The organism is Pantoea sp. Seng, from assembly GCF_009829935.1.
Lineage (GTDB): Bacteria > Pseudomonadota > Gammaproteobacteria > Enterobacterales > Enterobacteriaceae > Pantoea > Pantoea communis.
The window spans coordinates 266,960-282,262 of the sequence record NZ_SZZV01000001.1; the positions used below are offsets into that span (position 1 = coordinate 266,960).

At 56.1% G+C, this 15,303-nt stretch carries 13 protein-coding genes; 11 read left to right on the forward strand and 2 right to left on the reverse strand.

Annotated elements, in window-relative coordinates; translation table 11 throughout:
* Positions 1 to 7: 7 nt before the first annotated feature.
* From lpoB to FD737_RS01295, 6 genes are all read left to right on the forward strand, one after another.
* Positions 8 to 604 (forward strand): penicillin-binding protein activator LpoB, encoded by a 597-nt coding sequence (lpoB, locus tag FD737_RS01270; protein ID WP_160832497.1) that lies wholly within the window; start codon positions 8 to 10, stop codon positions 602 to 604.
* Positions 564 to 1,406, forward strand: a complete 843-nt coding sequence (thiK, locus tag FD737_RS01275; RefSeq protein ID WP_370522986.1) for a thiamine kinase — start codon at positions 564 to 566, stop codon at positions 1,404 to 1,406. The genes lpoB and thiK overlap by 41 nt, the downstream gene beginning before the upstream one ends.
* 15 nt (positions 1,407 to 1,421) lie before the next feature.
* On the forward strand, positions 1,422 to 2,465 hold the full coding sequence (nagZ, locus tag FD737_RS01280; RefSeq protein WP_160832498.1) for a beta-N-acetylhexosaminidase: 1,044 nt from the start codon (positions 1,422 to 1,424) through the stop codon (positions 2,463 to 2,465).
* A 39-nt stretch (positions 2,466 to 2,504) separates the two neighbouring features.
* Positions 2,505 to 3,047 carry an alpha/beta hydrolase YcfP gene (gene ycfP, locus FD737_RS01285; RefSeq protein ID WP_034822066.1) on the forward strand — a complete coding sequence of 181 codons (543 nt, stop codon included), beginning with the start codon at positions 2,505 to 2,507 and terminating at the stop codon, positions 3,045 to 3,047.
* Between the two features lie 212 nt (positions 3,048 to 3,259).
* Positions 3,260 to 4,564, forward strand: coding sequence for an NAD(P)/FAD-dependent oxidoreductase (locus tag FD737_RS01290; protein WP_034822063.1), 1,305 nt, complete (start codon positions 3,260 to 3,262; stop codon positions 4,562 to 4,564).
* Positions 4,565 to 4,859: 295 nt separating this feature from the next.
* Positions 4,860 to 5,402 (forward strand): glycine zipper 2TM domain-containing protein, encoded by a 543-nt coding sequence (locus tag FD737_RS01295; RefSeq protein ID WP_034822117.1) that lies wholly within the window; start codon positions 4,860 to 4,862, stop codon positions 5,400 to 5,402.
* Between the two features lie 165 nt (positions 5,403 to 5,567).
* Here FD737_RS01295 and mfd read toward each other — a convergent pair whose 3' ends face one another.
* Both mfd and FD737_RS01305 read right to left on the reverse strand, forming a co-directional pair.
* Positions 5,568 to 9,011, reverse strand: coding sequence for a transcription-repair coupling factor (gene mfd / locus FD737_RS01300; RefSeq protein WP_160832499.1), 3,444 nt, complete (start codon positions 9,009 to 9,011; stop codon positions 5,568 to 5,570).
* A 140-nt stretch (positions 9,012 to 9,151) separates the two neighbouring features.
* A complete protein-coding gene (locus tag FD737_RS01305; RefSeq protein ID WP_034822057.1) occupies positions 9,152 to 9,361 on the reverse strand; it encodes a hypothetical protein in 210 nt (69 codons plus the stop codon).
* A gap of 397 nt (positions 9,362 to 9,758) precedes the next feature.
* Between FD737_RS01305 and lolC the strand changes: the two genes are divergently transcribed.
* The 5 genes from lolC to pepT all read left to right on the forward strand — a co-directional run bounded on the left by lolC (position 9,759) and on the right by pepT (position 15,225).
* Positions 9,759 to 10,958 carry a lipoprotein-releasing ABC transporter permease subunit LolC gene (gene lolC / locus FD737_RS01310; protein WP_160832500.1) on the forward strand — a complete coding sequence of 400 codons (1,200 nt, stop codon included), beginning with the start codon at positions 9,759 to 9,761 and terminating at the stop codon, positions 10,956 to 10,958.
* Positions 10,951 to 11,652, forward strand: coding sequence for a lipoprotein-releasing ABC transporter ATP-binding protein LolD (gene lolD, locus FD737_RS01315; RefSeq protein WP_160832501.1), 702 nt, complete (start codon positions 10,951 to 10,953; stop codon positions 11,650 to 11,652). The genes lolC and lolD overlap by 8 nt, the downstream gene beginning before the upstream one ends.
* Positions 11,652 to 12,896, forward strand: a complete 1,245-nt coding sequence (gene lolE / locus FD737_RS01320; protein WP_160832502.1) for a lipoprotein-releasing ABC transporter permease subunit LolE — start codon at positions 11,652 to 11,654, stop codon at positions 12,894 to 12,896. Before lolD ends, lolE begins: the two co-directional genes overlap by 1 nt.
* Before the next feature lie 149 nt (positions 12,897 to 13,045).
* Entirely contained in the window at positions 13,046 to 13,879 is an 834-nt protein-coding gene (cobB, locus tag FD737_RS01325; protein WP_160832503.1) for a Sir2 family NAD+-dependent deacetylase, read from the forward strand.
* Positions 13,880 to 13,998: 119 nt separating this feature from the next.
* Positions 13,999 to 15,225 (forward strand): peptidase T, encoded by a 1,227-nt coding sequence (gene pepT / locus FD737_RS01330; protein ID WP_038647552.1) that lies wholly within the window; start codon positions 13,999 to 14,001, stop codon positions 15,223 to 15,225.
* Positions 15,226 to 15,303 lie beyond the last annotated feature (78 nt).

Consider the following 15,303-nt stretch of genomic DNA (forward strand, 5'->3'; position numbering starts at 1 on the left):
GTAACCTGTGATTCGCAGTGTAAAACGTTCCAGCGCGCTGTTATTTGCGTTGATGCTCACCGGTTGTGTGGTGAAACAGCAAACCCCTGCGCCGGTTGAACCGACCCAGCCGACGACGCCAACCCAACCGGAGCAGCCACCTGTGCAGCCGGTACCGCCGCCGGAAACGGTGCCGCAGCCGCCAAAACTGAAAACCATTAACTGGAATGCCAGCGTGCAGCCGTTAGTCGGGAATATGGTGCAGTCTGCTGGTGTGAATCCAGGCAGCGTGCTGCTGGTGGATCGCATCAAGAACAGCACCAACGGAGCGTTGCAGAGTGATAAAGCCACCTACGCCATCCAGAATGCGCTGGCAAACAACGGCAAATTCACGCTAGTGACGCCAGAACAGCTGGCACAGGCAAAACAGACGCTGGGCTTATCCGCCGATGACAGCCTCAATTCGCGCAGCAAAGCCATTGGCCTGGCACGCAATGTCAACGCGCAGTATGTGCTTTACAGCAGTGCTCAGGGCGATGTGAAAGCGCCAACGCTGCAGATGCAGCTGATGCTGGTGCAGACCGGTGAAATTATCTGGTCAGGCAATGGTATTGCTCAACCCTGATCCCATACTGCAACAACGGATTCAGCAACAATGGCCGACGGCGCAAGCTGCCGGTCATTTTTTCGCGCTGCCGGGATTGAGTGGCAACAGTGTGCGGGTGAAAACCGAGCAGGGTGAGCTGCTGGCGCGTCGTGCGCCACAGCAACCGCTCCCGTTTGTTGATCGCCAACGCGAATATCGCATCTTGCGTCGAATGCGTGCTGCGCAACTCGGGCCGACGCCACTGGATTGGCATCATCCCTGGTTATTACAGAGCTGGTTGCCCGGCGAGGTGCTGACTCCTGAGCAATTCAATCAACAGCGTGATGCGGTGCTTGCCTTGCTACATCGCCTGCATCAGCAGCCGCTGACAGGCTATCGCTTGCGACTGACACCGCTGTTGCAACACTACTGGCAGCTGTGTCAGCAACGCCACTGGCGCTGGCAACATCAACTGCAGCGCCTGATCAGGCAGGGTGAACCCCGGCCGTTACGCCTCGTGCCGATTCATATGGATGTTCACGCGGGCAATGTGATTGCCACGTCAGACGGCTTACGTCTCATCGATTGGGAATATTCTGCCGATGGCGATGTGGCATTGGAACTCGCGGCGCTCTGCGCGGTCGATGGTGAACACCCAATCGACTGGATTGCGGGTTACGCGCAACGCAGCCAGCTTGACGAAGCGCGACTTAAGCGACATATGCGGCGCTGGCAGCCGTGGCTGCATCTGCTGATGGCGAGCTGGTATCAGCTGCGTGCTGAACAGAGCGGTGACCCTCATTTGCAACAGCTGGCGCAGGCCAGCTGGCAGGATCTCTAACTCAGGATTGTAACCATGACCATGAATACCCCCGGCCCATTAATGCTGGATGTTGAAAGCTACGAACTCGACGCCGAAGAGCGCGAGATTCTGAAGCATCCGCTGGTGGGCGGACTGATTCTGTTTGCCCGCAACTTTCACGATGTGGATCAGCTGGCGGAACTGGTACGCCAGATTCGCGCTGCTTCGCGTAATCGTTTAGTGGTCGCCGTGGATCAGGAAGGCGGACGGGTGCAGCGCTTCCGTGAAGGCTTTACCACACTCCCGGCGATGCAATCTTTTGCCGCTTTGCACGATATCGCCACCGCGGGTGAAGTGGCACAGCAGGCGGGCTGGCAGATGGCCGCGGAAATGATTGCCATGGATATCGACATCAGCTTTGCGCCGGTGCTGGATATCGGCCACATCAGCGCGGCGATTGGCGACCGTTCCTTCCACGAAGATCCGACGATTGCATTGCAAATTGCTCGCCGTTTTATCAACGGCATGCACGAAGCGGGCATGAAAACCACCGGCAAACATTTCCCCGGCCACGGTGCGGTGAGCGCTGACTCCCACAAAGAGATTCCGCGCGACCCGCGTGATGCCGCCACACTGCGCCAGCATGATATGGCGATCTTTAAGCAGTTGATTGATGAGCAACTGCTGGATGCCGTGATGCCGGCGCACGTTATCTATACTGAGATCGATCCATTACCTGCCAGCGGCTCACCTTATTGGCTGCAAACCGTGCTGCGTAAAGAACTCGGCTTTAACGGGGTGATTTTCTCCGACGATCTGTCGATGGAAGGAGCTGCGGTAATGGGCAGTTATGCCGAGCGCGCACAGCAGTCGCTCAATGCGGGCTGCGATATGATCCTGGTGTGCAATCAGCGTGCTGGGGCGGTAAGTGTGCTGGATAACTTGACGCCGATCCAGGCGGAGCGTGTCACGCAGTTATACCATCAGGGACGTTACACTCGAGAATCACTGCAATCCAATGAACGCTGGAAGCAGAATCATCATCAGCTGAGCGCATTACAGGAGCGCTGGCTGGAGCATAAAGCGTCGGGCAGATAAGCGTCGCTGCCCGGATTTCATTCCACGCTGAGGATAATCATGATCATCTATCTGCACGGTTTTGATTCCAATAGTCCGGGCAACCACGAAAAAGTGCTGCAACTGCAGTTTATTGACCCGGACGTCAGACTCATCAGTTACAGCACGCAACACCCCAAACATGACATGCAGTTTCTGCTGAAAGAGTGCGATAAATTGCAGCAGCAGGGCGGTGACGCGTATCCCTTGATTTGCGGGGTGGGGCTGGGTGGTTACTGGGCCGAACGTATCGGTTTTCTCTGCGGTATGCGTCAGGTGATTTTCAATCCCAACCTATTCCCGTATGAGAACATGGAAGGCAAGATTGATCGTCCGGAAGAGTATCTGGATATCGCCACCAAGTGCGTCAGTGATTTTCGTGAAAAGAATCGCGATCGCTGCCTGACCATTTTGTCCCGCCATGACGAGGCGCTGGATAATCAGCGCACGGCCGCACAACTGCATCCTTTCTATGAAATCGTGTGGGACGAACAGGCCAGCCATAAATTCAAGAACATCTCGCCGCATTTACACCGCATTAAGGCCTTTAAATCCCTTGCCTGAGCCTCCGCGCGCCGTGTGATGCGGCGCACAAAACGTTTAACATTCTGATAATGCGCTTGAAAGATTGATGTACATCAATTTTCTTATGATATGTCGTTAGCGCCGTGATATTCTGCCCTCAGCTCGCGATTTAACGTCGCCAACCCTATGTTTATTAAGGTTTTTAGTAACCATTAATTAACTATTGGTTTACAACTTTGAGGGGGTCTTTGTTGACTACATCTATGGAAAAAATCGTCATTATTGGCGGTGGTGCCGGCGGCTTAGAGCTGGCAACGCAGCTCGGTCACAAGCTGGGCAGGAACAAGAAAGCCGAGATTATTCTCGTCGATCGCAACCACAGCCATCTGTGGAAGCCATTGTTGCATGAAGTGGCAACCGGTTCGATGGACGAAGGGATCGATGCCCTGAGCTATCTGGCGCACGCGCGTAATCACGGTTTTCAGTTCCAGCTGGGTTCGCTGACGCAAATCAACCGCGAAAACAAAACCATTGAGCTGGCGGAAATCCGCGATGCTAACGGTGAATTACTGGTACCGCAGCGCGAGATGGCTTATGACCGTCTGGTGATGGCGCTGGGCAGTACTTCCAATGACTTCGGCACTCCGGGTGTGAAAGATCACTGCATCTTCCTCGATAACCCGCATCAAGCTCGTCGTTTCCACAACGAGATGCTTAACCTGTTCCTGCGCTTCTCCGCCAGTGAAGGTAGCCTGGAAAAAGTGAACATTGCGATTGTCGGCGGCGGTGCCACCGGCGTTGAGCTGTCAGCAGAACTCTATAATGCCGTGAAGCAGCTGCACAGCTATGGCTACAAAGGCCTTGATAGCTCTGCACTGAACGTGACGCTGGTGGAAGCCGGTGAGCGTATTCTGCCAGCATTGCCACCGCGCATTTCTGCTGCGGCACACCAGGAACTGACCAAGCTCGGCGTGCGCGTCCTGACGCAAACCATGGTGACCAGCGCAACAGAAGAGGGGCTCAATACCAAAGGCGGCGAATTTATTAATGCTGACTTGATGGTGTGGGCTGCCGGTATTAAAGCGCCGGACTTTATGAAAGAGATTGGCGGGCTGGAAACCAACCGCATCAATCAGTTGGTGGTGAAAGACACGCTGCAAACCACGCTGGATGATGACATCTACGCGATTGGTGACTGCGCCTCCTGCGCACTGCCGGGCGGCGGTTTTGTGCCACCGCGCGCGCAGTCTGCACACCAGATGGCGTCACGCGCGCTGGAAAATATTCTGGCGCAACGCAAAGGCAAACCGCTCAAAGCCTACGTCTATAAAGATCACGGTTCTCTGGTATCACTGTCGCGCTTCACCACCGTGGGTAGCCTGATGGGTAACCTGATGCGCGGCTCGATGATGGTAGAAGGGCGCATTGCGCGTTTCGTGTACATTTCTCTATATCGCATGCACCAGATTGCGCTCCATGGATACTTCAAAACCGGCCTGATGATGCTGGTCGGTAGCCTGAACCGCGTGCTGCGTCCTCGCCTCAAGTTGCACTAATGTTTTCGGGCGGTCCTCTGCCGCCCGATGCCGCTCTGCCTGCCGTAACCCGCTGAAAAACGACAATTCAGTTTAAGGTTACGGCGTTATTTCAGCCTCTCTCAGAACTCTCCGAAAAACTGGCCCTGACGGCTTTCCGCTGCGTTTCCTCCATTAATCTGATGTTGCAATTACGGACCATCTGTAAAACTTATATCCACAAACACGGCGCGGCGCGCACGCCGGTTATGCCTCGGCTACACAGGATTTCGTAGCGGCAGGAATGCGCGGTAACAACATTCAGGAGGACATTCCTGTGAATAAATCAATGTTAGCGGGTATCGGTATCGGCGTGGCAGCAGCGTTAGGGGTTGCCGCCGTCGCCAGCATGGATGTCTTTGATCGCGGCCCGCAGTATGCACAAGTTCTCTCGGCTACGCCGATTAAAGAGAGCATTAAACAACCGCGACAGGAGTGTCGCAACGTGACGTTAACGCATCGTCGTCCGGTACAGGATGAGAACCGCATCGCCGGTTCGGTACTGGGTGCAGTGGCGGGCGGCGTGCTCGGTCACCAGTTTGGTGGCGGTCGTGGGCGCGATGTCGCAACGGTAGCGGGCGCGCTGGCGGGCGGTTACGGTGGTAACCAGGTGCAGGGGGCACTGCAGGATCGTGATACTTACACCACCAACGAGCAGCGTTGCAAAACCGTTTATGACAAACAGGAAAAAATGCTGGGTTATGATGTGACCTATAAAATAGGCGACCAGCAGGGCAAAATCCGCATGGAAAATGACCCTGGCACCCGCATTCCGCTTGACCGTAATGGTCAGCTGATCCTGAATTCGAATCAGGCCTGATTGGGCAAAGACACGTCACAGCAGCAGTAACGAAAAAAGCGCCGTAAGGCGCTTTTTTTATGGTGGCTATCGGCGCGGCGAGATTCCTCTCGCGTCCCGATAGCCACCATGTTGCATGCAGAAGCGCAATGTATCGCTTCGCCAGGCGAGATGCGGCTGAGGACGCTAAATCCGGTTCTTCGCCAGCTCGGCAATGAAGCCCTGAATCCACTCCATCCGCACTTTGCGCTCTTCCAAATCACGAGTGAATCTCAGACGGATCGGACCATCCAACTTCCACTGTTTAGGATCTTTTTGCAGCAGGCCAATCAACCAACCAGGATCGACATGATTCTGCGGCGCGAACTCGAAGAATCCGCCTTTTTCACTGGCTTCAATTTTACGCACGCCCAGTTCTCGCGCCACCAGACGTAAAGCCGCCACATCCAGAAGGTTGCGCGCCGCATCCGGCAACTTGCCAAAACGATCGATCATCTCAACCTTCAGTTCAGCCAGTTCCTGCTCGTCACTGGCTGAGGCAACGCGTTTATAGAGTGACAAACGCGTGTTCACGTCCGGGATAAAGTCATCCGGCAGCAGCGCAGGCATGCGCAGTTCGATTTCGGTCTGGTTGCTGGTGAGATCTTCCAGCGATGGCTCGCGCCCGGCCTTCAGCGCATCCACGGCGTTTTCCAGCAGTTCCATATACAGCGTGAAACCGATCGTTTCCATCTGGCCGCTTTGATCTTCGCCCAGCAGCTCGCCGGCACCGCGAATCTCAAGATCGTGCGTCGCCAGCGCAAAGCCCGCGCCCAGGTCTTCCAGCGAGGCAATCGCCTCCAGACGCTTCTGCGCATCAGTGGTCATGGCTTTTGGATGCGGCGTTAACAGCCAGGCATAGGCCTGATGGTGTGAGCGCCCGACGCGGCCACGCAGCTGATGCAGCTGCGCCAGGCCAAAGTGGTCAGCACGCTCAATGATGATGGTGTTGGCGCTCGGCACATCAATACCGGTTTCGATGATGGTGGTACACACCAGCACGTTAAAACGCTGGTGGTGGAAATCATTCATCACCCGTTCCAGCTCGCGCTCGCGCATCTGGCCGTGGCCGATGGCGATGCGGGCCTCCGGCACCAGCTCCGCCAGCCGCTGTGCGGCTTTTTCGATGTTCTCAACATCGTTGTAGAGATAGTAAACCTGACCGCCGCGTAAAATTTCACGCAGCAGCGCTTCACGCACCACCAGGCTGTCGTACTCGCGCACAAAGGTTTTCACTGCCAGACGGCGGGCTGGCGGTGTTGCAATGATCGACAGATCGCGCATGCCGCTCATCGCCATATTCAGCGTACGCGGGATGGGGGTAGCAGTGAGCGTCAGGATATCAACGTCCGCGCGCATCGCTTTAATACGCTCTTTATGACGCACGCCAAAACGGTGCTCTTCATCGACAATCAACAGACCGAGATCGTGCCATTTCAGGTCGTTTGACAGCAACTTATGCGTGCCGATCAGAATATCCACTTTGCCTTCACGTGCCTGTTCCAGCACCTGACTCTGCTCTTTCGCGCTACGGAAGCGTGACAGCATCTCAATGCGCACTGGCCAGTTGGCGAAACGGTCGCGGAAGTTATCGTAATGCTGCTGCGCCAGCAGGGTGGTGGGCACCAGCACGGCGATTTGTTTGGCATTCTCCACCGCGAGGAAGGCGGCGCGCATCGCCACTTCAGTTTTACCAAAGCCTACGTCACCGCACACCAGACGATCCATTGCCAGCGGCTGGCACATGTCGCTCAGCACCGCATTAATGGCCTGGCCCTGATCCGGCGTAGTCTCAAACGGGAAGCCTTCGCAGAACAGTTGATACTGATCGCGATCGTGCTTAAAGGCGAAGCCGGTTTTGGCCGCGCGTTGGGCGTAGATATCCAGCAGTTCGGCCGCCACATCACGCACTTTCTCCGCCGCTTTCTGGCGTGCGCGTGACCAGGCATCGCTGCCCAGCTTGTGCAGCGGGGCATTCTCATCCGCGCCACCCGCGTAGCGGCTGATCAGGTGCAGTGATGAAACGGGCACGTACAGCTTGGCGTCGCCCGCATAGGAGAGCATCAGATATTCCGCGACAATGCCGCCGGCTTCCAGTGTAGTCAGGCCAATATAACGGCCCACACCGTGTTCCAGATGCACCACCGGCTGGCCGGGATGTAGCTCGGCGAGGTTGCGGATCAACACATCGGGATTGATGGTACGGCGATTATCCTGGCGACGACGGCTGACACGCTCACCCAGCAGGTCGCTTTCACAAATCAACGCGCGATGGCCCGCGCTATCAATAAAGCCGCGTTCACTGGCACCAATCATTAAACTGTGCGGCTGTTTGGCGGCTTCTTCAAAGCGTTCAATCGGCTGTGGGCGCAGTTTGATGCGCGCCAGCAATTCCTGCAGGCTTTCACGACGGCCTTCACTTTCTACTGAGAAAATGATCTGCCCATCAAACTGCTCCATGAACTGACGCAGCAGATCGAGTGGCGCTTTCGCCTGGGCCTGCACCGTCAGTTCCGGCAGCGGTTGATAGCCGAGATTGGTATTGGCGGCTTTTTCTGGCAGCGTTTCGCTGCTGAGCTGCATGCGTGGCCAGGCTTTCAGTTCGCCGAGCAACGCGTCCGGGCGCAGCCACAACGTTGCAGGCTCCAGCAGCGGGCGCATAGGATCGATGCGGCGATTGTCGAAACGCGCGTTAGCATCCTGCCAGAAGCGATCGGCGCTGCCGTGCAGATCGCCACTGTTGAGTACCAGCGTGTTAGCAGGCAGATAGCTGAACAGGGTAGGCAACTCCTGCTCAAAGAACAGCGGCTGCCAGTATTCGATCCCGGCAGGCAGCGTGCCTTTGCTCACCTGCTGATAGACATGCTCCGGCTCGCGGCGCACATCAAATAGCTCGCGCCAGCGGCTGCGGAACAGCTCAATCGCCGCTTTATCAGTGGGAAACTCGTGCGCAGGCAGCAAATTGATGGCGTCAACCGCTTCCAGCGTGCGTTGGCTGTCCGCATCGAACAGGCGCAGGCTGTCAATTTCGTCATCAAAGAAGTCGATACGATAGGGCTGATCGCTGCCCATTGGGAACAGATCCAGCAGCGCGCCGCGCGTGGCGTACTCGCCGTGCTCCATCACCTGATCGACATGGCGATAGCCAGCCTGCTCCAGCTGATCACGCAGCGCATCGCGCGAGAGTTTTTGCCCCTGCTTCATCACCAGCGCATGTCCATGCAGGAAGCTGTGCGGACAGACGCGCTGCATCAGCGTGTTGACCGGCATAATCAGCATGCCGCGCGTCAGATTGGGCAGTTGATAAAGGGTGGAAAGACGGGCAGAGATAATGTCCTGATGCGGCGAGAAGCTGTCGTAAGGCAGCGTTTCCCAGTCGGCGAGATTGGTGACCGGCAGATCGGTGAACTGGCGAATCTCCTCCTGCAGACGCAGGGCAGATTGCATATCCGGCGTAATCATCAGCACCGGACCCGGGTGGCGTTCGGTGATACTGGCGCACTCAACCGCCTGCGCGGCACCAATCAGTTCGCCGAGCTGACGATGATCGCCCGCTTTCACAGGCAGGGTATAACGACTCTGTTCCGACATAAGGACTCGACATTCTCTCCTTGGATTCCAGGGCGTCATCATTCCATAATCTGCCCCCAGGATCATCTGTCGCGGTGCTATTTCTCATCGCCCTTCATACTTCGCGCTGTGGCCGCGTTAGCTGCGTCTGCGAACCCCGGTCACTTACTTGATTGCTGTGTGTAGTGCATGCGCGGACGATCGACGTTAGCCCAGGACAGCTCTTTTTCCAGATGATAGCTGTGGTTGCCGTCGTCCCACTTCACGTAATAGCCGGTTGCCGCATCTCCCTGTTCAAAGACGTTGACGATCTCGCCTCTGATTTCTCCCGATTTGTGTTTCACGATACTGCCCTTCGGAAATCTGAACATGGGTATACTCCTTTTCGCCCGGCATCTTTCGCACCGTGGCGGCGTTGGCTGCGCCTGCTAACCCCAGTCACTTACTGATGTAAGCTCCTGGGGATTAGCAGGCTTGCCGCCTTGCCACAGCACGAAATCTTTGGGCTGACTGCGGTGCTGATTAAACGGGCATACTGCGGTGCCGGCTGGACATAAATTTGTGCTACATGGAGAAGTCTACCGCAGGGTATGCCTAATAAACGCACAACAAGTATCATTATTTTGTCGCAATTTTATGCATTGACGCAGATTGCGACGTATTTGGATGCAACTTTGCCATAGACTCAGAGGGTTAGAGGTTTCATAAACAGGGCTGCTCCTTTATCATCCCACTACTTATTTTCAGGCAACTGCCAAGACGGATCTCATGTATCAACCAGTCGCGTTATTCATCGGTTTGCGCTACATGCGTGGACGTGCCTCAGACCGCTTCGGTCGCTTCGTCTCCTGGCTTTCCACCATCGGTATCACGCTGGGCGTGCTGGCGCTGGTCACCGTACTGTCGGTGATGAACGGCTTCGAGCGTGAGCTGGAGGGCAATATCCTCGGCCTGATGCCGCAAGCGTTGGTCACCAGCGACAAAGGCAGCATTAATCCACAGCAGGTGACGGCGGAGAGCCTCAAACTGCAGGGCGTCACGCGTGTGGCCCCGCTGACCACCGCTGATGTGGTGCTGCAAAGCGCGCGCAATGTCTCAGTGGGCGTGATGCTGGGCATCAACCCGGACGAACAAGACCCGCTCACCCCTTATCTTGTGAACACGCAACAGAACGTTCTGCAACCGGGCCAATACAATGTGATTCTCGGTGAACAGTTGGCGTCTCAGTTGGGCGTTAAACGTGGCGACCAGCTGCGTCTGATGGTGCCGACGGTGAGCCAGTTTACGCCGGTGGGCCGCTTGCCGAGCCAGCGTATCTTCACCGTCGCAGGCACCTATGCTGCCAACAGCGAAGTCGATGCCTATCAGATTCTGGTGAATCAGCAGGATGCCTCCCGCGTGATGCGCTATCCGCTGGGTAATATCACCGGCTGGCGTTTGTGGCTGGATAAACCGCTGAATGTGGATGCCTTCAGTGAACAGCACCTGCCGGATGGCCTGACGCTGAAAGACTGGCGCGAGCGCAAAGGCGATCTGTTCCAGGCGGTACGCATGGAAAAAAACATGATGGGGCTGCTGCTGAGTCTGATCATCGCGGTAGCGGCGTTTAACATCATTACTTCACTCGGTCTGCTGATCATGGAAAAGCAGGGTGAAGTGGCGATTCTGCAAACACAGGGCTTAACCCGTCGACAGATTGTCGCGGTGTTTATGGTGCAGGGCGCCAGTGCCGGCATTATCGGCACCTTGCTCGGTACGCTGCTCGGCGTGCTGCTCGCCAGCCAGCTGAATAATTTGATGCCAGTGATTGGCCTGTTCCTGGATGGCGCGGCATTGCCGGTCGATATCAACATCTGGCAGGTGGTCACGATTGCGCTGGTCTCGATGATCGTCGCGCTGCTCTCAACCCTTTATCCTTCATGGCGCGCTGCCGCCGTTCAACCCGCTGAGGCTTTACGTTATGAGTAATACCCCTTTGTTGCAGTGTCGTGACCTGTGCAAACGCTATCAGGAAGGCAGCGTGCAGTCCGATGTGCTGCGCAATGTGGCTTTTAGCCTGCAGCCAGGCGAACTGACGGCCATCGTTGGCAGCTCCGGCTCGGGTAAAAGTACCTTACTGCATCTTCTCGGCGGCCTCGATGCGCCCACTTCGGGTGACGTGGTGTTCGACGGCAAATCACTGAATGCGATGTCTTCTGCTGCCAAAGCCGAACTGCGCAACCGCGAGCTGGGCTTTATCTATCAGTTCCACCATCTATTGCCAGACTTCACGGCACTGGAGAACGTGGCGATGCCATTGCTGATCGGCAAAACCGCAAAAGCGGAGGCCGCCTCGCGCGCGCTGGAAATGCTGGCAGCGGTAGGACTGGAAAAACGCGCCGCACATCGTCCTTCTGAGCTGTCAGGCGGTGAGCGTCAGCGTGTCGCAATCGCGCGTGCGCTGGTGAACCGTCCGCGCCTGGTGATGGCGGATGAACCGACCGGTAACCTGGACGCGCGTAATGCCGATGCGATTTTCAAACTGCTGGGCGAGCTGAATCAGCAGCAGGGCACCGCATTTCTGGTGGTGACGCACGATCTGAATCTGGCTAAACGTCTGAATCGCCAGATGGAGATGCGCGACGGTCAGCTGAGCGAGCATCTGACGCTGGGAGCCATCTGATGGGTTCGTCATTATCCCTGCTGCTTGGCCTGCGCTTCAGTCGCGGTCGGCGGCGTGGTGGCATGGTCTCACTGATCTCCATCATCTCGACCATCGGCATCGCCCTGGGTGTTGCGGTGTTGATTATTGGCCTGAGCGCGATGAACGGTTTTGAACGCGAGCTGAACAAGCGCATTCTGGCCGTGGTACCGCACGGTGAAATCGAGCCGGTGAATCAGCCTTTCCGCAACTGGCAGCCGATGATCGCACCGATTGAAAAGGTGCCGGGTATCGCGGCAGCGGCGCCTTATGTTAACTTCACCGGCTTGATTGAGAGCGGCGCGAAGATGCAGGCGCTGCAGGTGAAAGGTGTCGACCCGCAACAGGAATCACGTCTGAGCGCTTTGCCGAGCTTTGTCGATGGCGATGCGTGGCAGCAGTTCGGCGCAGATAAACAGCAGATCATCCTCGGTGGTGGCATTGCCAAATCGCTCAACGTGAAACAGGGCGATTGGATCACCATCATGATCCCGAACAATGACGGTGAAAATAAGCTGCTGCAACCGAAACGTATTCGTCTGCAGGTATCAGGCATTCTGCAACTCAGCGGAATGCTCGACCACAGCCTGGCGCTGGTGCCGCTGGCGGATGCGCAAAAATATCTTGATATGGGTGACAGCGTCAGCGGCATTGCGCTGAAGATGAGCGATCCCTTCCAGGCGCAAAAACTGGTGCGCGATGCCGGTGAAGCCACGCACTCTTATGTCTACATTAAAAGCTGGATTGGCACTTACGGTTACATGTACCGCGATATCCAGATGATACGCGCGATTATGTATCTGGCGATGGTGCTGGTGATTGGCGTGGCCTGTTTTAATATCGTCTCGACGCTGGTAATGGCGGTGAAAGACAAGAGCAGTGATATTGCGGTGCTGCGCACGCTGGGCGCCAAAGATGGCCTGATCCGCGCCATTTTTATCTGGTATGGCTTGCTGGCCGGATTGCTCGGCAGCATCAGCGGTGTGGTGGTGGGCGTGCTGGTGGCGCTCAACCTGACACCGATCGTGCGTGGGCTGGAGCACCTTACCGGTCATCAGTTGCTGGCGGGGGATATCTACTTCATTGATTTCCTGCCATCGGAGCTGCACTGGATTGATGTGATTTCGGTGCTGGTGACCGCCATCCTGCTCAGCCTGATTGCCAGCTGGTATCCGGCGCGGCGTGCCAGTCGAATCGATCCGGCTCGCGTGCTGAGCGGGCAGTAATGATAAAAAACGCAGCCGCCTTCGCGGCTGCGCACATTTTCAGCGTCTGTGGCATGCAGCCGTCATGCGCAGCCGCTATTATCGGGAACCATTATCCCGAGCCAAACACCCGACATGCGGTGACAACCACCGCAGCATAAGGAGCTTTTATGCGCATACCGCGCCGCCGCCTACGACTCGCCCGCGACAAGAAAAATCGCCGCAAAGTGCATCAGCGCTTTCGCCAGCGCATCTTTGAACGCGATCGCAAAGCTGAACTGGCTGCGCACCCGCAACCGCGCGTCGTGGTACTGACCGGCGCTGGCATCTCCGCCGAGTCAGGCATTCAAACCTTCCGCGCTGCCGACGGATTATGGGAAGAGCATCGGGTTGAAGATGTTGCCACACCAGAAGGATTTCATCGTAATCCCGATCTGGTGCAAGGATTCTACAATGCGCGCCGCCGTCAGTTGCAACAGCCGGAGATTCAGCCAAATGCCGCGCACAAAGCGCTGGCCGAACTGGAACAGGTGCTGGGCGACAACTTCCTGTTGGTGACGCAGAACATCGATAATCTCCATGAGCGGGCAGGCAGTCAGCGCGTGTTGCATATGCACGGTGAATTGCTAAAAGTGCGCTGTGAAAGCAGTGCTCAGGTGCTGGATTGGACGGAAGATGTTAAGCCGGACGATCGTTGCACCTGCTGCCAGTTCCCGGCCCGACTCCGTCCGCATGTGGTGTGGTTTGGAGAAATGCCGCTCGGCATGGAAGAGATTTATCAGGCGATCGAGAAAGCCAATCTGTTTATCGCCATTGGCACCTCCGGGCATGTCTATCCCGCCGCCGGCTTTGTGCATGAAGCAAAACTGCAGGGTGCGCATACCGTTGAGCTTAATCTGGAGCCGAGTCAGGTGGGCAATGAGTTCGCGGAAAGCCAGTACGGCTTGGCCAGTGAGGTGGTACCGGATTTTGTGCATACCTTTCTACGCGGGCTGTATAAGTAAGACGATATCTGGTTAAGCACTTTGCGCTGAGAACGCTAACCTGAAGGATAATGATTTGACGCAACATGGCGCGCCTCACGCGCCATGATAATAACGCAGGTTCTTTAGAGGGATGACAAATGGATCAATTACTTGAGCGTTTTCTCAGTTATGTGGCCGTAGAAACTCAGTCAAAACCGCAGGCGCGTCAGGTGCCCAGCAGTGAAGGGCAGTGGACGCTGGCGCGTCAGTTACAGGAAGAGCTGATTGCACTGGGATTTGTTGATGTGTCCCTGAGCGATCACTGCTGCGTGATGGGTACTTTGCCCGCCAACGTAGACTGGCCGACCCCGGTGATCGGCTTTATCTCGCATATGGATACGTCACCGGATTTCACCGCTAAAAACGTCAATCCGCAGATTATCGAAAACTACCGTGGCGGCGATATTGCGCTGGGCAATGGCGATGAAATCCTCTCGCCGGTGATGTTCCCGATTCTGCACAAGCTGATTGGCCATACGCTGATCACCACCGATGGCAAAACCTTGCTGGGCGCAGATGATAAAGCGGGTATCGCTGAAATCATGACGGCGATGGCGCGACTGGTGAAAGAGAATATTCCGCACGGCGCGATTCGTGTGGCGTTTACCCCAGATGAAGAGATTGGACGCGGCACCTCTCATTTCGATGTTGAAGGTTTTGCAGCGGACTGGGCGTACACCATTGATGGCAGCGATCTCGGCGAATTTGAATTTGAAAACTTCAATGCAGCAACCGCGATGGTGAAAATCACCGGCAATAACGTGCACCCCGGCAGTGCGAAAAACGTCATGGTGAACGCGCTGGATCTGGCAATGCGTTTCCACGCTGAGCTACCCGCCAAAGAAAAACCTCAGTTCACCGATGGTTATGAAGGCTTTTTCCATCTGCATACCATCAAAGGCACGGTTGAGCATGCCGAGTTAATGTATTTGATTCGTGATTTCGACGCCGACAGTTATGAACAGCGTAAACAGCTGCTGGAAGAGATTGCTGCGCGCGTTGGGAAGGGGCTGCAGGCTGAATGCTCAGTGAAAGTAGAGATTAGCGACAGCTACCGCAATATGCGTGAGAAAGTTGAGCCACATCCGCAGATTATTGAGCTGGCGCTGCAGGCCATTCGTGATTGCGGGATTGAACCGGTGGTGAAGCCGATTCGCGGTGGCACCGACGGCTCTGCGCTATCGTGGAAAGGCTTGCCTTGCCCGAACTTGTTCACCGGCGGCTATAACTACCACGGTAAACACGAGTTCGCGTCATTAAATGTGATGTCGCAGGCGGTGGATGTGATTGTGCGCTTGTCTGCGCTGGCAGCAGAGAAGAAATAGTATGAAAAAGGCCTGCTAAGCAGGCCTTTTATCAATATCTTACGTGGCGGCGCAGTCAACAGCGTCTCTGTCGCGGCT